Source organism: Legionella geestiana, from assembly GCF_004571195.1.
Classification (GTDB): domain Bacteria; phylum Pseudomonadota; class Gammaproteobacteria; order Legionellales; family Legionellaceae; genus Legionella_B; species Legionella_B geestiana.
On sequence record NZ_CP038271.1, the window covers coordinates 203,819 to 220,168 of the forward strand.

The following is a 16,350-nucleotide window of genomic DNA, read 5'->3' on the forward strand; positions in this document are numbered from 1 at the left end:
GTCAGGCAGCGGGCAGGAGCGAAATCGCAGCCACTCCCTGCAAGAGAGTATGAAGGCGTCGGAGCAGTGACAGCCGATTTGCCCGCAAACCCTTGTTGTCCACCATCACCATGACCGTATCAAAGAATGCATCCACCGGTTCACGAAGTGTCGCCAGTGTACTGAGGGCGGTATCGTATTCACCCGCTGCAAAACAGGGTAAAAGTTTCTCCTCACACGCCTGCAGTGCACTAAAAAGTGCCTGCTCTGCAGGTTCAGCAAACAGGGAAGCATCCACCTGAGAAGCTTTCTGCCCTTCCTGCTGGCTGAGAAGATTATCTACGCGCTTGCATGCCGCTGATAACGCTGCAGCCTGAGGCAGGTCTACGAAGTGTTTCAGTGCATTAAGGCGCCTGTCAAAGTCGAGCAGGCAGTCGCTCTGGCGTGCACGAACAGCCTGTATCAGTTCAATACCAACGCCCTGTGACTGATACCAGGCACTCATGCGGTCAAGGATAAATTGCTGAACTGGCTCTATGTTCTCATGCACAGTCGCCACTCTTTGACTGAGAAGTGCCGCCGCTTCTGTCAGCAGGCTTCGAAGCGAAACAGAAACTTTCAGTGAAACCAGTATACGAACAATGGCTAACGCGTGGCGTCGGAGCTTATAGGGGTCTTTTACACCGCTTGGACGCTTTCCAATAGCAAAAATTCCCATGAGTGTGTCGATGCGATCGGCAAGTGACAGCGCAGAACCAAGAGGGGTTTCCGGAAGGGTATCGCCTGAAAAGCGTGGCAGATACTGCTCATCAAGTGCGATGGCAACTGCTTCATTCTCGCCATCATGAAGCGCATAATATTTACCCATCAAGCCCTGTAATTCCGGGAACTCTCCCACCATTCCGGTCATCAAATCGCACTTGGAAAGCAAGGCAGCACGTGAGGCAGCACTTTTTTCAAGCTGAAGAACCGGCACCAATACCTGCATCAAGGCATCTGTGCGCGCGCATTTGTCGCCAAGGCTGCCTAGTTTTTCTTCGAAAATAACGTTGTCGCAGGCATCCCTGTGCGCTGCAAGCGGCTGGCTCTTATCCTGTGCGTAGAAAAAGGCGGCGTCACTGAGGCGTGCGCGCATGACCTTTTCATTGCCACGAATCACCTGCTGAGGATCTTTACTGACGATATTGGCAACGGTAATAAAGCGCGGCAGCAGCGCGCCCTTTTTGTCGCGGAGGGCAAAACACTTCTGGTGTGATTGCATGGACGCAATAAGCGCTTCAGGCGGCACTTCAAGAAACGCTTCTGGAAAGCCTGCCAGTAAGGCCTGTGGCCACTCAACAATCGAGCAGACCTCTTTAAGCAGCGCCTCAGGCATCACAGCAACCGCATTATTCTCAGCAGCGATGGTTTCTACCTGCGAAACCATGCAGGCAAGCCGTTCGTTAAATCCTGCAACGACAAACGCTTTAAGAAGCGCCTGTTCATAATCGCCGGCTTTTTCAAGCACAATGGCACCTGGATGATGAAACCGGTGTCCATAGGTCGTGCGTCCGCTTTTAGTGCCAAAAAATGAAGATGCTACAACTTCATCACCAAGGAGCATAACCACCCAGTGTACAGGTCTTGCAAAGGTATCTTCGGAGTTTCCCCAGCGCATTGGTTTTGGAATGGAAAGTTCAGAGAGTGCATGACGGACAAGCTCTGGGAGCAGTTTAGCGGCCGACTGGCCCTCTTCATGCACCTCAAGACCAAGCCAGGTTCCTTTGTCTGTTTCTATGCGCTGCAGCGCCGAAACATCTACCTGAAGCGATTTGGCAAAACCCTTTAATGCAGCCGTTGGTGCGCCACTCTCATCAAAAGCCGCGTTTAACGCCGGGCCCCGGCGCACATGTACGCGCCCCTCCTGAAAGGACTGCAGGTTACGAACGAGCACCGCAAGGCGTCTTGGTGTAGCGAAAACTTCAACCTCACCATGATTCAAACATGCCTTTGCAAACCCGTCAGTTAATCGCGCAGCAAGTTCCTCTGACAACGGCAAAACAGCGCCTGAGGGTAATTCCTCGCACCCAAGCTCAAACAAAAAATCATTGTGCATCACACACCTTCAACAAAGGAAATCCAAGCGCTTCGCGCGCATCGTACCAGGCTTGCGCCACTGCACGTGACAATTGACGCACCCGCAGAATATAGCGCTGGCGTTCAGTAACAGAAATAGCATGACGCGCATCCAGCAGATTGAAAACATGCGATGCCTTAATCACCATTTCATAAGCCGGCAGCGGCAGTTTAAGGCTCACGAGTCTCTGAGACTCTGCCTCATAGTAATTAAACTGCGTAAAAAGAGCATCTATATTGGCGTGCTCGAAATTATAGGTCGACATTTCCACCTCGTTCTGGTGGAACACATCGCCATACGTCAGAATGCCATTGGGGGTATTACACCAGGGAAGCGCAAAAAAATTGTCAACGTTTAACACGTGCATCGCAATGCGCTCAAGGCCATAGGTCAGCTCGCCAGTAACGGGCTTGCAGCTGATTCCTCCGGCCTGCTGAAAGTAGGTAAACTGGGAGATTTCCATGCCATTTTGCCAGACTTCCCATCCAAGCCCCCAGGCTCCAAGCGTGGGCGATTCCCAGTTGTCTTCTACAAAGCGAATATCATCAGTAAGCGGGTCGACGCCTAAGGCGCGCAGCGAATCAAGATAGCGTTCCTGAATATCGAGTGGCGAGGGTTTCAACACAACCTGAAACTGGTAATAATGCTGTACCCGGTTTGGATTTTCACCATAACGTCCGTCTGTTGGACGCCTGGACGGCTGCACATAAGCGCAGTTCCATGGTTCAGGCCCAATGGCACGCAAAAACGTTGCCGGATGAAACGTCCCTGCTCCTACCTCCATATCCAGTGGCTGCAAAATTGCGCAGCCCTGCTGTGACCACCAGTTCTGAAGGGTAAGAATTATGTCCTGAAAAGTCGCAGGCTTTTGCATCAGAGTCTCACGCTTAAAGAAAAAAAACGGGCAAATACGTGCTCACGCGCTTATTTGCCCTGGAGTGTATTACCCTTTGGACGCTTCAGCAATCATCTTCTGAAGACTGTCTTCTCCGGCTGCACCCGGTATAAACGTTGGCTGGGTGCCTGTTTTAAACGTGCCGTTCGGCGTAGCGCCGATAATAAGCGCGGGCGTACCCATAAGATGCAGTTTTTCAGCCAGCTCACGGTTTGCCGCCAGTGCTTTGGTGACAGCATCGCTGCTCATGTCTTTTTTCATGCGCGCAACATCTACACCTGCGGATTTAGCGGCATTTTCAATGAGCTTGTTGTCAAGACGTTCATCAATTTTAAAAAGCGCTTCGTGCATGGCCTGATATTTGCCCTGCATGCCCGCTGCAAGTGCTGCACGCGAAGCTTCATCCGAGCTTTCACCAAAAATCGGGAATTCTTTGTAAATCACTCGAAGGTTGCCGTCTTTTTTAACAAGACTTGCAATGACCGGTGCCATTTTTTTACAGTGAATGCACTGATAATCGAAAAACTCGACCAGTGTGACCTGCCCTTTCGGATTGCCGGTTACGGTCAGCGTATCTGTGAAGAGCTTAGGCGCGTTTGCCAAAATGGCTTCCTGAGCTTTGGCCTGTGCCGTCAGCTGCTCTTTCTGGCGAAGTGCCTGAGAGGCTTCAATCAATACTTCAGGATGGCTGACAAGATAGTCGTGAACCACTTTTTCAATGGCTTGTTTTTGTGCATCCGTCATTGCGGGTGATGTGGCACTGTCTGCCATCAGCACGGGTGAGGCCAGCATGGCCGCGAGCATGCCGACAACGGCTGTCGTTTTTCCTTTCACGTATTTCCCCTTAATAAAAAACACCATAATTGCCACGGGATCCTCGCACCTTAGGCGCTCAATTTCAAGACCCTGCAGCGCTAAGATTGGCATAGGCCAGTACCAGCCATTTAGAGCCATGCTCTGAGAACCGCACCTGCAGGCGCGTATTGGCGCCACTTCCCTCAACTGCCAGCACAACACCATCGCCAAAGCGGGCATGCACCACGGACTGACCCAGTCGAAACCCGCATTCCTGCTCCTGAAGCGAGACGCGCGACGCTGGTGCACTGCTTCGAGGCCGACTCATGGCGCCCATGCCGCCACCGCGCACTTCTTCCAGCAACTCTGCTGGCAACTCGCGCAGAAAACGTGAGGGACGGTGGTACTCCTCACGCCCATACAGGCGACGCATGCCGGCGTGAACAAGAAACAGGCGCTCTCGCGCGCGTGTCATGCCGACATAACAGAGCCTTCGCTCTTCTTCAAGGCGCAGAGGATCCTCTATCGACTGCCGTGCCGGGAATACACCCTCCTCAAGACCCACCAGAAAAACCGTAGGAAATTCAAGCCCTTTTGCAGAGTGCAGCGTCATGAGATGAACCGCGCTTTCAGCGCTGTCTGCCTGCATTTCGCCGGCTTCAAGGGAAGCATGGGCAAGAAAGGCCGAGCGCATCGGGGCACCCGTCTCGGTTTCGTTTTCATCATACTGAAACTGACGGGCAGCGTTGACAAGTTCCTGCAGGTTATCCATGCGGGATTCTGACTTATCCGTCTTTAAACGCGAGAAATGCGCATGCAGACCGCTTTTTTGCAACAGTGTCTGAATTTGTTCATCAAGCGGCAGATTTGTCGCATCCTGTTGCAGCGATTGTATCAACTGTACAAATTTTTCAAGCGCACTGCTGGCGCGTTGCGTAAATTCGCCGCTTGTCAACAACCCGGCTGCCGCCTCCCAGAGAGAGATTTCCTGGTCTCGTGCGTGCGAGCGCAGGGTATCAAGGGTTTTTTCACCGATTCCGCGCACGGGAAAATTAACGACCCGCTCAAAAGCAGTGTCATCGTGAGGATTGGCCATCAGGCGCAGATAGGCAAGTGCATCCTTGACTTCAGCACGCTCAAAAAAGCGCATGCCGCCGTAAATACGATACGCAATTCCAGCGCGCATGAGCGATTCTTCCAGTACACGTGACTGGGCGTTGGAGCGATAGAGAATGGCGAAATGTTCAGGAAGATGCCCGCGACCCATCTCTATACGGATACGCTCGGTCACAAACCGCGCTTCATCAATTTCGTTGAAAGCGTCATAAACCTGAATCCTGTCGCCGCGAGCACCCTCCGTCCAGAGCTCTTTACCCATGCGCCGCGTATTATTGCTGATAAGGGCATTTGCCGCTTCAAGAATGGTGGGGGTTGAGCGATAGTTACGTTCAAGGCGTATGACCCTTGTATCCGCGAAGTCGCGCGAGAACTGCTCAATATTTTCAACACGCGCCCCGCGCCAGCCATAAATAGACTGGTCATCATCACCAACAGCCATCACAGACGCGCCGCCACTCGCAAGCAGCCGAATCCAGGCATACTGGATGGCGTTGGTATCCTGAAACTCATCCACAAGAATCGCGCGAAAACGCGACTGATAATGCAGAAGAATGTCTGGATGGTCGCGTAACAGTTCATGGGCGCGAAGAAGAATTTCGGCAAAATCAACAACGCCGGCGGTCTGGCAGGCCTGTTCATAAGCCGCATAGATTTTCGCAAGTGTGCGGGTTGGGCCGTGAGGCGGCAGATGGATGTGGGCCGCACGCAGACCATCATCCTTTTTACCGTTGATAAAAGACTGAGCCTGCCGCGCCGGCCACTGTTCTTCATCAAGGTTTAACCCCTGAATCACCCGCTTCAGCAAACGCAGCTGGTCGTCACTGTCAAGAATCTGAAATGCCTCCGGCAGTCGCGCGCGCTCCCAGTGGATGCGCAACAGGCGATGACAAAGGCCGTGAAACGTTCCCACCCAAAGGCCCGCCGGAGAAAGTTGAAGTGCTTCTGAAAGTCGCGACTTCATTTCACCCGCGGCCTTGTTGGTAAAGGTCACCGCAAGGATTTCATGCAGCGAAAAGCCACACTCTGTCACCAGCCAGCCAAGACGGTGTACCAGTACACGCGTCTTGCCACTGCCAGCACCGGCCAGCACCAGGGTGTTTCCGGGTGGCGCACTGACTGCCTCTGCCTGTCGCGGGTTGAGTCCTTGAAGCCATATATCCTGTGACATTGCTGACATCCACTTCAAAAAAATTTTTGGCATTATCCCGAATTTCGGCGTTAAAGACAAAATAAATCAGGTATATTCATCGAGCTGAAACTCGTGTAGTATCATCAGCAATGTTTAAAGGACTGCCATACATGTGCCAGAAGACACTTTACCTGTTATTGCCCCTTGTTTTAACCGGCTGTGCCCACAAGGGAACCCTGCCTGAGGACCCATGGGAGCCTTATAACCGGCGGGTTCACACGTTTAATATGGCGTTCGATACCACTTTTCTAAAGCCCCCCGCGCGCCTTTACAAGGCGGTAGTCCCTCAACCGGTGCGCCGTGGTGTCAATAATTTCTACACCAACTTCAGTATGTCATCAACTGTGGTCAATGACCTGCTTCAGGCACAATGGACGATGGCCATCAAGGATACCTGGCGCTTTATTGCCAACACAACCATCGGAATTGGGGGAATCTTTGACCCGGCAAGCCATATGGGATTGCCTCCTCATGTGAATGACCTCGGCATCACGCTCGCGAAATGGGGCGACATGAATTCTCCTTATCTGGTTCTGCCCTTCCTTGGGCCTTCAACCCTGCGTGATACCTTCGCTCAAACCTTTGATTATTCACTCTTTACACCCTATCCCTGGATTCGTTCCAATCCAGTACTCTACTCCATGCTTGGCGTGCGCTACGTAGATTTAAGGGCGCAGCTGCTCGATACCGATCGCCTGCTTGCTGAAGCCCTCGACTCCTACACATTCGTTCGTGACGCCTGGCTGCAGCATCGCCGCTATCAGATTACCGGAGAAGAACAGGCCAATGAGGGCAGTCTTTATATAGAAGAAGAACAGGAATCCGGAGCAAGCCCTCTTGGAGGGGTGTAACTGAAGGCAGTCGTCACAAGAGAAATTGGATCTAAAATTGAAAGGATTTGCAGCCCGGCTTCTCTCGTGACAACGGCATCTAAAGGCCAAGGACTTCTTTTTCAAGGCAGCGCAGATAATCTCCTGCAATGTCCAAACCACTGAACGCTTCGATTTCACGCAGACACGTGGGGCTTGTCACGTTGATTTCCGTAAGATAATCGCCTATCACATCAATCCCCACAAAATAGAGCCCCTTCTCGCGCAGAACAGGTGCGAGGATAGCTGCAATTTCACGCTGACGCTCACTTATGGGAACGACTTCTCCACGAGCGCCTGCTGCCAGGTTTCCACGCATGTCGCCACTCGCCGGGATACGCGCCAGCGCATAGGGAACCGGTTCGCCATTAATGAGAAGAACGCGCTGGTCACCACTGCCTGCAATATCGGCAATGTAGCGCTGCGCCATGACGGTGACCGTTTCACCGTGGGTCAGGGTTTCAAGAATGACAGGCAGGTTCGCACCGGTTTTATCGACTCTAAAGACTGACCTCCCGCCCATACCTTCAAGCGGTTTAAAAACAACATCGCCATGGTGGGCATGAAACGCCCGGAGACTGGCCATATTGCGTGAGGTCAGCGTGGGCGGGCAGCATTGCGGGAAATGCTGGGTAAAAAACTTCTCGTTGCAGTCGCGAAGGCTTTGCGCCCGGTTAGCCACCAGCACACCCTCTTTAGCGGCTAAATCGAGCGCATAAGTCGCCACAATGTATTCCATGTCAAAGGGCGGGTCCTTGCGCATCAGGATGATATTAAAGCTAGTAAGCGGTACCGTGGCATGGGAGGTAAGTGCAATGGGGGTTGCGTTTTTATTGAGGCTTAGTTTTGAAACATGCGCCTTCGCCACTCCGCCCTCGACCTGCATGTCAGAAAGCCTGAAGACAAAAACCTCCCACCCGAACTCCTCAGCGCGCTGCAAAATGCGAAGCGTGGTATCTTTTGCCGGCTTTAACGTTGACACATCGTCCATCAAGACTGCAAGTTTCATGCGTTCACTCCACTTTCCATGCGTTCCCGTCCCGCGGCCAGTGCCGCGAGGCGCGCTATCACACCATATGCATAAAAACGATTCGGACACTCTTCCACAGCCAAATCATCACGCGGCATATTGCACGGATTGGCAAAGGCAAGTGGTTCAAACTGCATGCCGGGCGCATTTAGATTTTCATCAACACCGCGTCCGGTATGCACGCGATAAAATCCTCCCACAACGAATTGACCCAGCATATACACAACCGGCTCGGCAACCGCACCCTGTGGCATGGTTTCAAACGTATGCACACCCTCCTGAATCAGTACCTGTTCCACTCGGCGACTGCCCTTGCTCGCTGACATGCGGGTACGCGATTTTCGGTTCATTGCAAGGATTTCCGAGGCATCATGCACCATCATTACGCTCATGCCATACGTACCGTTATCGGCCTTTACGACCGTAAAAGGCGTTTCGTTAATGTCATACATCCGGTATTTTTCACGCACAATACCAAGAATACGGTCTACCTCATGAGCAACTTTCTCAAGCCCTTCCTGCGCCATAAAATCCACGCCACCCGCAACGCCAAATTCCGGGTTGATAAACCATGGATCCATCCCGGTAAGCCTTGAAAACGCATGTGCCACTTCCTGATACTTCGTAAAGTGTACTGATTTAAAACGCGTGGCCCAGCCAAGATTGGCCGCCGGTTCAACCGGCTGTTTAACGCCTTCAAGAATTTCTGGAACCCCGCTGGACAAGTCATTATTCAGGAGGACAAAACAGGGGTCAAAATCACTAAGGCCAATCCGGTCGCCACGCCGCAGGACAGGCTCCACGAGGATTCTGGCACCATTGGCAGCTTCCATGTAAACGGGCTCTTTCAGTGTTTCATCAAGGCTTCCAACACGTACCAGAAAACCTGCCTGCTGCAGAATGCCACGTAAGACCGAAAGGCTTTGCCAGTAAAAAAGATTGCGGCTGTGGCTCTCAGGAATAAGAAGAATTTTTGTGCATTCAGGAAAGAAGTCCTGTACCACTGATTGCATGGCCTGTACACAAAGGGGCATAAAATCAGGGTTAAGGTTATTAAAACCTGCGGGAAAAAGATTGGTATCTACAGGTGCAAGTTTAAAGCCGGCGTTGCGTAAATCCACGGAAGAGGTAATGGGAGGCGGGGTCATCTGCCATTGCCGGCGAAACCAGGCTTCGATGGTAGCCACCTGCGAGAGAATGACTTCTTCTACATGATGCAACGGCCCACATTGTGCGGTTTTAAGTCGTGGAACCGGGTTTTGCGGTTGCATGAACATATCCTCTTTTCCCAGACATTTGCGCATGGTAGCGCAGGTTTAGTGAAAAGGAAAATTCAGAGGCACTTGTGCTAACATGGCTAAATCATAAGGATATCATCATGAGAGCAGTATGAAGTTGCGTTTTTTTAATTATCCCCTTGTTCTTTTAGTGCTGCTTGGTTTTATATGGGGCTGTGGTTATTCACTGTCCCGATATGCATTAACTCACGGCGTGCCTCCTCTGGGCTATGCGTTCTGGCAAACGCTTGGACCGGCTCTGCTGCTTGGCGTGACGGGCGGGTTTCGACGCGGCGGGCGCCTTCGAAATCCTGCTGACTGGCGTTTTTTCCTGATTTGCGGCCTTGCGGGCATTGCCATCCCTAATACCAACATGTATTTTCTCGCACCCCATCTGCCTGCGGGCATGCTGGCGGTTCTTGTTAATACAGTGCCCTTAATCATCTATCCGATGGCCATTTTTTTAGGTCTGGAACGCTTTGAAAGCTGCCGCTTTTCAGCAGTTTTACTTGGTGTTTTTGGTCTGATGTCACTTGTAACCGCTCCCCTTTCAGTGAACGTCTATACTCTGGCGGCACTCTTGACACCACTTGCTTTTGCGGCCTGTTCGCTCTATATCGCAAACCTTGGTAAGCAGGCACCAGAGGCTCATGAATCTGCCTGTGGCATGCTGCTGGCAGCAACCCTGCTGCTTTTGCCGCTGGTACTATCAACACACTCGTTTTATCCCCTGAGCGTCTTCCCCGATACGGTACAAAGTGTGGTTCTCCTTGAAATACTCCTGTCAACCATTGGATATGTGCTCTTTTTTCGCCTGATTCGTCTTGCAGGCCCGGTTTTTTACAGCCTTGTTGGCGGTGTCGTTGCGCTCACCGGCATATTCTGGGGACGCATTCTTTTTGATGAGCGCCTTACACTTCGAGAAACACTTGCGTGTGCGTGCATTACCGGCGCTGTTTTTTTGTTATCATGGAGACAATCCAGACTGATAAAGGGGGAGGCAACCTGATGGAACAGTTACTCGTTACACAGGCTCACAATACCATGCAGACGATTACCTGGCTGCTTGCAGGCATTAACGCCCTGCTGCATCTGCTCTTTGCCGGCGCTGTTGCGCGCGATGCAGGAACGTTAAATCGGGCAGGCATGCCAACTGCTCTGGTTTCTGGACATGCGTGGGCTTTCGCAACACTCGTTGGGGGTGTTTTTACCGCAGTGCTTTACTGGTTTATCCACCATTCAACGGTCACGCGCCCCGCCAGTGGCGGGACACGTGTTACAGCGGAGCGATAAAGGCAGCTTAGAACGCTCCGGGACCGCCAGGGGCCGGAGATGCTGAAGGAGGCTCGCTGGATGATGAAGCGGGGGATGAAGAAGACCAGAGACGAGATAATAATCCGGGTTGTGGCGCGGGTTTAGACGCCTCTTCCGCACGCGTCCATTCTTCAATGGCTTTCTTGCGAGTCTGTTCCGCAATTTTCAGGTCGCATTTTTCAATGGCAGCAGCAATGCCAGTCCAGTACGCGCGGGCATAGCCTTTAGATTCAAAGCCCTCAATATTCGAGAACAACGTATCTTCTCTCAATGAATCACAAGCAATGGTTCTTCCTTTTAAATAAGACTGGAACGCTATCAGAGCTTCTCTTATTAAGGAAGCATTGTTATCAAAAACTTTCTGAACCTGGCTAAGACCAATTATGTGGCATGGCTTTATAAACGTTTCACAGGACGTAATGGCTTCCGCATTCCTTCCACCATATTCGACATTCTGAATATAAGCAATCACGCACAGATAAGCGCCCCTCATGATGAGGGTTTTTTCTGGTATTGTGTGCGAAGTTGTGTGCAGATTATCAGATACCGTCGTCAAGAACTGCACCGGAATTCTGCGTTTATCTTCGAGAGCATCAACGGAAATCGTACCGTGTTTAACGTTTAGAGCATTCCGCAAAAGTTTGAGATTTTCTGATAACTCATCAAAGCTGACATCCCTAAAACCATCACCTAAAAAATTATCCGGCATTTTATGGCTCCTTGTGTTATTCCATTTTGTTTCACTTTGTGTGCACATCTAACCCACAGACGCCAGTGTAAACGAAAAAAATAGCACCGTCATTCTGTTTTTTAGCTGTGTACGGGACCAAAAATCGTTGTCTTCCCAGAGCTCATGCTGGAGTTAGCCCCGTGCCGGCACATGGATGGGTTCCCGCCTGCGCGGGAATGACAGGATTCGGGGTGTGTGCGGAGGCCAAAATCTCTCCCACACCGTCTTCCCCGCGCAGGCGGGGACCCATTCGGGGTGTGGCACGGAGCCAACGCATGGAACGATTCAGCCTGGTCACGGTACAAAAATACACGTGAATCCCCCCGGCGCGGAAAAAATGTCCCGTACACAGGTTTTTTAGATTGCACGCGCACGGTTTCCATACGACAATATTCTTACTTGTGACCTTTGCGAATACCTCATGTCCTGTCTTCTGGCTCCCTCCCTGCTGGCGGCAAATTCGCTTGCATTGGGTGACGAAATCGATGCAGTAGTGCGTGCCGGTGCAGATATGCTGCACCTCGATATCATGGACAATCACTATGTCCCGAATTTAAGTTTTGGACCAGCGTTTTGCACAGCACTTCATGCACGTTTTCCGGCAACACCGATTGACGTGCACCTGATGGTTAGCCCGGTCGACACGATGATTGAAGCCTTCGCGAGAGCGGGCGCTTCCCGCATCAGCATTCATCCAGACGCCACAACACACCTTGACCGAAGCCTCGCACTGATTCGTGACCTGGGTGCCGAGGCGGGCATTGCCCTGAATCCGGCAACCTCAGTTGACTGTCTGCGCTATTGTATGCACCGGCTTGATTTCGTGCTGGTAATGACTGTTAATCCAGGCTTTGGCGGCCAGTCTCTGATTCCTGAAGTACTTCAAAAAATCGAATGGATTAAAACGCATTATCCGCAACTGCCCATTTCCGTTGACGGCGGAATCACTGTTGATAATATTGCGGATGTCGCACGTGCTGGCGCCACTCATTTTGTAGCGGGGTCGTCCATTTTCAATACACCGGATTATACGGCAACAATTCGCCTTATGCGGGAAAAACTCTCCGAACGGAAAGCATAATGAGACAAAAACTGCTGGTGTTTATACTTGCGCTCACCTGCCTGCAGCCGGTTTATGCGCTGAGTGGCAATGCGTACATGGAACGTTTTCAACGCTACCAAAATTGGTCTGAAAATCTTCCCGAGCTACCGGATGAAGCGTTTTACCGTTTCATCAGCGATGACACACCACTTGCTGTGAAATTACGAAATAAATGGCTTTATCACCTTGCCAGTAAAAAAGACTGGCGTGAATTTGATAAATGGTACCGACCGGGCGATGATGCTTTTCTTCGCTGCTTTGCGGCACGTGCGAAACTTGAAACCGGACACACTGAGGAAGCCCTTTCACTGGCAAAAACACTCTGGATGCAGGGAAACTCCCTGCCGCAGGCGTGTGATAAGCTGTTTGACATACTTTTCTCAAAGAAAATGATGGATAATGCGCTTGTCAGCGAGCGCATCGTGCTTGCCCTTGAGGCACGTAATCTTCCACTTGCGCGCTATCTCCTGACGCGCATGAACCCACCGCGCATGGATGATACCAAACGGCTGCATGCCATCTACCAGAACCCGGCAACCATATTGAACCTGCCACGTGGCCCGCTCTACAGCAGCTTTTACCTTTATGGCCTGACGCGCCTCGTATCTCTTAATATGGATAAGGCTATAACACTTTGGAACAATCCTAAAACCCGTACCATGTTAAGCGAGCATCAGCAACAACAGTTTCTGGCCCAACTCACCCTGTACAAGGCAATGCGTGGACATGCAGATACCGCACAATGGTTTTCGCGCATCAAGTCACCGTGGTACAACGATACCCTGCTCGGCTGGCAGATTCGTCATGCGCTGAAACATCATCAGTGGCAGGCAGTTTTAAAGGGCATTGATAAACTTCAGGACAAAGACAATGCCTGCTGGCGCTACTGGCGTGCTCGTGCGCTTGAAGCGCTTGGCAAAAAAGAGGATGCGAAAGTGCTCTATACAGCACTCAGCTCTGAGCGAAACTATTACGGTTTTCTCGCAAGCCGTCATGTTAAAAGTCCGCCGCAGTTTCAAAATGAGCCGGTCGTAACCGACTTAAAACGTCTGAAACCTTACGCACCAGTTACCAATACCATTCAATCACTCTATCTGAATCAAAAGCCGGTTGAGGCCGCACGCCTGCTCAATGAATTTTCAAGTGAACTGCCAAAGCGCGATCGCTCGGCACTCGCATGGTGGCTCACCGATACGCTGCAATGGCACGCACGTGCGGTGTACTTGAGCAGCAGCACGGATATGTTGAATAACCAGCTTGCGGTACGTTTTCCGCTTGCCTGGAAAGATTCAGTCAACCGTTATGCGCAAAAGTACCGTATTCCACCTGAATTTGTATATGCGGTCATACGCCAGGAAAGTGCTTTTCACCACGAAATCGTCTCATCAGCCGGTGCCATGGGCCTCATGCAGATTTTACCGCAGACGGGTAAAGTTGTAGCCAGACGCGAGCATATTCCATTTGATGGCAAGAACCCGCTTTTTTCACCCACCAAAAATATCAACATTGGCGTCGCCTATCTTGAAGAACTTGCCCGCCGCTTTGGTCGGCATCCGGTACTGATGGCTGCTGCTTACAATGCTGGACCGAGACAGGTGCGTTACTGGCTGTCAAACCATCCATCCAATCCGATGGATATCTGGATTGAAACGCTTCCCTGGCAGGAAACACGTAATTATCTGAAGAACATCATCGCGTTTTGTGCCGTATATCAATATCGACTGGATAAGAAGCCGGATTTAAAGCCATTTTTAAAGCCGGTTTCGTCTTAACAGGCGTTTAGTGAGGAATGTAGCACTCGTGCCCAGGCGAAGTCAAAACAGGTGAACTGAGATATGGCTGCAGCTAGAGCACTTTTTTTAACAAAAGCGCGTCTTCAATGCCTTGAACATCGTTGTAGTACCCTTCTTTCACTTCCGCCTGCGTAAATCCAAGCTTTTCGTAGATATGAATGGCTGTAGGGTTTGTAGGGCGTACTTCAAGAATGATTTCTTTCATACCGGGGCGTTTTAAAGTCTTAAGAAAATGTTTTAAAAAACGCTGTCCATAGCCTTTGCCCTGAAAATCTGGCGCAATACACACATTGAGAATGTGTGCGCTCCCTTCCTGCGTGTAGCGGGCAATCAGGTATCCTATAACGGTTGAGTGCTCGCTTTTATCTTCAGCCGATTGTGCAAGCACTCGGCAATCATAGCCAACCAGCACACAGTCATGAAGAATATCTCGACTCCAGGGGGCACGATGCGCCGCGCACTCAATGGCATAGACGGCATCGACATCCGAAAATTGCATCGCACGCACCCTGGTTATCATTTGATATACCCTCTTTTATTTTTCTTTGTATCTAATCACCACATTTTGAATGCTTTAGGGGAAAAGTCGGATTTGAGTGCAGGTTGTGCGAACGCATTACAAAAAAAGCGCAGCATACACCGGTATGTGAGCAGTTTTTTGTAATGCGTTCGCAAAAGATGCGCCAAATATGGCTTTTCAGCTAACGTGGTTAATGGTTACTTTTCTTTTTAGGCAGATACAAATCCGTAATAGTGCCTTCAAACGCTTCCGCCGCCTGCGCAATGGTTTCAGAGACTGTCGGGTGTGGATGAATCGAAAGCGCGAGGTCTTCAACATCACAGCCCATCTCTATGGCAAGCACAGTTTCAGCGATAAGATCGCCCGCATTAGAACCTACAATTCCGGCTCCAAGTATACGGCGGGTATCGGGACAGAACAGAAGTTTGGTTATCCCTTCTTCTCGTCCGATACTAAGCGCGCGTCCACTCGCAGCCCAGGGGAATGTACCCTTCTCATACGAAATGTTTTTAGCCTTTGCTTCATTTTCTGTAAGGCCTGCCCAGGCAATTTCAGGGTCGGTATAAGCAACACTTGGAATGCAGCGTGGGTCAAAATAGTGCTTCTTACCGGCAATAACCTCAGCCGCCACCTTGCCCTCAGGAATGGCTTTATGTGCAAGCATCGGTTGGCCCACGACATCACCAATGGCAAAAATGTGGCTAACATTGGTGCGCATTTGTTTGTCAACCGGAATAAAGCCGCGCTCGGTTACCGTAACGCCTGCTTTTTCAGCCGCAATGGTGCCGCCATTGGGCCGGCGTCCAACGGCTACCAGCATCTGCTGGAAACACTGGGGAGCACTGGGAGCGCCCTCGCCTTCCATGGTGACATAGAGCCCGTCTTTTTTGGCTTCAACCCCGGTGACTTTAGTCTTGAGAATAAACTTAACACCTTTTTTCGCCATGCGCTTTTGCAGCACGTTGACCAAATCGGCATCAGCACCTGGCATAAGCTGATCCATAAACTCAACTACTGTCACGTCTACACCCAGCGCGGAATACACCGTTGCCATTTCAAGGCCGATAATACCGCCACCAAGTACAAGGAGACTGCCTTTAATATCGGCAAGCTCAAGCGCCCCTGTAGAGCTGAAAATACGTTTATCTTCAGGAATAAACGGCAGACTGACAGACTCACTGCCAACCGCAATAATGGCATGCTTGAATTCAACACTTATTCCTTCAGCACCGTCATCAACGTGCAGTGAATGACTGCCGGAAAATGCGGCACTCCCTGTCAACACTTCTACCTTGCGCTGCTTTGCAAGTGCCTTGAGGCCACCTGTGAGCTTACCCACAACTGAATTTTTCCATGTCACCATTTTACCGGCATCAAGCTTTGGTTTACCAAAGCTGATACCAGCGTTGTCCATTTCATGATGTTCATCGAGCACGCGGGCAAGGTGCAGCAGTGCTTTTGAAGGAATGCAGCCGACATTCAGGCATACGCCTCCCAATGATGGAAATCGCTCAACGAGCACTGTCTGCAGGCCAAGGTCAGCTGCGCGAAACGCAGCTGTGTAGCCGCCAGGACCACTTCCGATTACGACAACATCCGCTTTCAGCGTCTTAGGCATGAGT

Annotated in this window: 14 protein-coding genes; 5 read left to right on the plus strand and 9 right to left on the minus strand. The window is 51.1% G+C overall.

The features are described 5' to 3' along the window. Position 1 precedes the first annotated feature (1 nt). From glyS to uvrD, 4 genes are all read right to left on the minus strand, one after another. Complete coding sequence (glyS, locus tag E4T54_RS00890; protein WP_028387340.1) at positions 2-2,074, minus strand: glycine--tRNA ligase subunit beta; 2,073 nt, start codon at positions 2,072-2,074, stop codon at positions 2-4. After that, positions 2,064-2,969: a glycine--tRNA ligase subunit alpha gene (gene glyQ / locus E4T54_RS00895; protein ID WP_028387341.1), complete on the minus strand. Its 906-nt coding sequence runs from the start codon at positions 2,967-2,969 to the stop codon at positions 2,064-2,066. The genes glyS and glyQ overlap by 11 nt, the downstream gene beginning before the upstream one ends. A gap of 69 nt (positions 2,970-3,038) precedes the next feature. Beyond that, a complete protein-coding gene (locus E4T54_RS00900) occupies positions 3,039-3,824 on the minus strand; it encodes a DsbA family protein (protein WP_028387342.1) in 786 nt (261 codons plus the stop codon). Between the two features lie 64 nt (positions 3,825-3,888). Further along, positions 3,889-6,072, minus strand: a complete 2,184-nt coding sequence (uvrD, locus tag E4T54_RS00905) for a DNA helicase II (protein ID WP_028387343.1) — start codon at positions 6,070-6,072, stop codon at positions 3,889-3,891. A gap of 131 nt (positions 6,073-6,203) precedes the next feature. Here uvrD and E4T54_RS00910 point away from each other — a divergent pair, with 131 nt between their 5' ends. Further along, the gene (locus tag E4T54_RS00910) at positions 6,204-6,944 is read left to right on the plus strand and encodes an MlaA family lipoprotein (RefSeq protein ID WP_035903972.1); all 741 of its coding nucleotides are present in this window, start codon (positions 6,204-6,206) and stop codon (positions 6,942-6,944) included. Between the two features lie 79 nt (positions 6,945-7,023). Here E4T54_RS00910 and gshB read toward each other — a convergent pair whose 3' ends face one another. Beyond that, entirely contained in the window at positions 7,024-7,971 is a 948-nt protein-coding gene (gene gshB / locus E4T54_RS00915; protein ID WP_028387345.1) for a glutathione synthase, read from the minus strand. After that, the gene (gshA, locus tag E4T54_RS00920; RefSeq protein WP_035904046.1) at positions 7,968-9,263 is read right to left on the minus strand and encodes a glutamate--cysteine ligase; all 1,296 of its coding nucleotides are present in this window, start codon (positions 9,261-9,263) and stop codon (positions 7,968-7,970) included. Before gshA ends, gshB begins: the two co-directional genes overlap by 4 nt. 118 nt (positions 9,264-9,381) lie before the next feature. Here gshA and E4T54_RS00925 point away from each other — a divergent pair, with 118 nt between their 5' ends. After that, positions 9,382-10,278, plus strand: coding sequence for a DMT family transporter (locus E4T54_RS00925; protein WP_028387347.1), 897 nt, complete (start codon positions 9,382-9,384; stop codon positions 10,276-10,278). Continuing rightward, positions 10,278-10,562 (plus strand): hypothetical protein, encoded by a 285-nt coding sequence (locus tag E4T54_RS00930; protein WP_035903989.1) that lies wholly within the window; start codon positions 10,278-10,280, stop codon positions 10,560-10,562. The genes E4T54_RS00925 and E4T54_RS00930 overlap by 1 nt, the downstream gene beginning before the upstream one ends. A gap of 7 nt (positions 10,563-10,569) precedes the next feature. Here E4T54_RS00930 and E4T54_RS00935 read toward each other — a convergent pair whose 3' ends face one another. Next, positions 10,570-11,292 carry a hypothetical protein gene (locus E4T54_RS00935; protein ID WP_028387348.1) on the minus strand — a complete coding sequence of 241 codons (723 nt, stop codon included), beginning with the start codon at positions 11,290-11,292 and terminating at the stop codon, positions 10,570-10,572. 442 nt (positions 11,293-11,734) lie between these two features. On the opposite strand from E4T54_RS00935, the gene rpe reads away from it, so the two are divergent. Beyond that, complete coding sequence (gene rpe / locus E4T54_RS00940) at positions 11,735-12,394, plus strand: ribulose-phosphate 3-epimerase (RefSeq protein WP_028387349.1); 660 nt, start codon at positions 11,735-11,737, stop codon at positions 12,392-12,394. Continuing rightward, positions 12,394-14,187 (plus strand): transglycosylase SLT domain-containing protein, encoded by a 1,794-nt coding sequence (locus tag E4T54_RS00945; RefSeq protein WP_035904004.1) that lies wholly within the window; start codon positions 12,394-12,396, stop codon positions 14,185-14,187. Before rpe ends, E4T54_RS00945 begins: the two co-directional genes overlap by 1 nt. A gap of 73 nt (positions 14,188-14,260) precedes the next feature. On the opposite strand, the gene rimI is transcribed toward E4T54_RS00945, so the two are convergent. Then, positions 14,261-14,707, minus strand: coding sequence for a ribosomal protein S18-alanine N-acetyltransferase (gene rimI / locus E4T54_RS00950; RefSeq protein WP_338011260.1), 447 nt, complete (start codon positions 14,705-14,707; stop codon positions 14,261-14,263). A gap of 211 nt (positions 14,708-14,918) precedes the next feature. Beyond that, on the minus strand, positions 14,919-16,346 hold the full coding sequence (gene lpdA, locus E4T54_RS00955; protein ID WP_028387352.1) for a dihydrolipoyl dehydrogenase: 1,428 nt from the start codon (positions 16,344-16,346) through the stop codon (positions 14,919-14,921). Between the last annotated feature and the right edge of the window lie 4 nt (positions 16,347-16,350).

Excerpts from the sequence above, each read along its gene's own strand:
- glyS (WP_028387340.1), bottom strand. The coding sequence starts at position 2,074 with ATGCACAATGATTTTTTGTTTGAGCTTGGGTGCGAGGAATTACCCTCA.
- glyQ (WP_028387341.1), bottom strand. The coding sequence starts at position 2,969 with ATGCAAAAGCCTGCGACTTTTCAGGACATAATTCTTACCCTTCAGAAC.
- uvrD (WP_028387343.1), bottom strand. The coding sequence starts at position 6,072 with ATGTCACAGGATATATGGCTTCAAGGACTCAACCCGCGACAGGCAGAG.
- E4T54_RS00910 (WP_035903972.1), top strand. The coding sequence starts at position 6,204 with ATGTGCCAGAAGACACTTTACCTGTTATTGCCCCTTGTTTTAACCGGC.
- gshB (WP_028387345.1), bottom strand. The coding sequence starts at position 7,971 with ATGAAACTTGCAGTCTTGATGGACGATGTGTCAACGTTAAAGCCGGCA.
- gshA (WP_035904046.1), bottom strand. The coding sequence starts at position 9,263 with ATGCAACCGCAAAACCCGGTTCCACGACTTAAAACCGCACAATGTGGG.
- E4T54_RS00925 (WP_028387347.1), top strand. The coding sequence starts at position 9,382 with ATGAAGTTGCGTTTTTTTAATTATCCCCTTGTTCTTTTAGTGCTGCTT.
- E4T54_RS00930 (WP_035903989.1), top strand. The coding sequence starts at position 10,278 with ATGGAACAGTTACTCGTTACACAGGCTCACAATACCATGCAGACGATT.
- E4T54_RS00935 (WP_028387348.1), bottom strand. The coding sequence starts at position 11,292 with ATGCCGGATAATTTTTTAGGTGATGGTTTTAGGGATGTCAGCTTTGAT.
- rpe (WP_028387349.1), top strand. The coding sequence starts at position 11,735 with ATGTCCTGTCTTCTGGCTCCCTCCCTGCTGGCGGCAAATTCGCTTGCA.
- E4T54_RS00945 (WP_035904004.1), top strand. The coding sequence starts at position 12,394 with ATGAGACAAAAACTGCTGGTGTTTATACTTGCGCTCACCTGCCTGCAG.
- rimI (WP_338011260.1), bottom strand. The coding sequence starts at position 14,707 with ATGCAATTTTCGGATGTCGATGCCGTCTATGCCATTGAGTGCGCGGCG.
- lpdA (WP_028387352.1), bottom strand. The coding sequence starts at position 16,346 with ATGCCTAAGACGCTGAAAGCGGATGTTGTCGTAATCGGAAGTGGTCCT.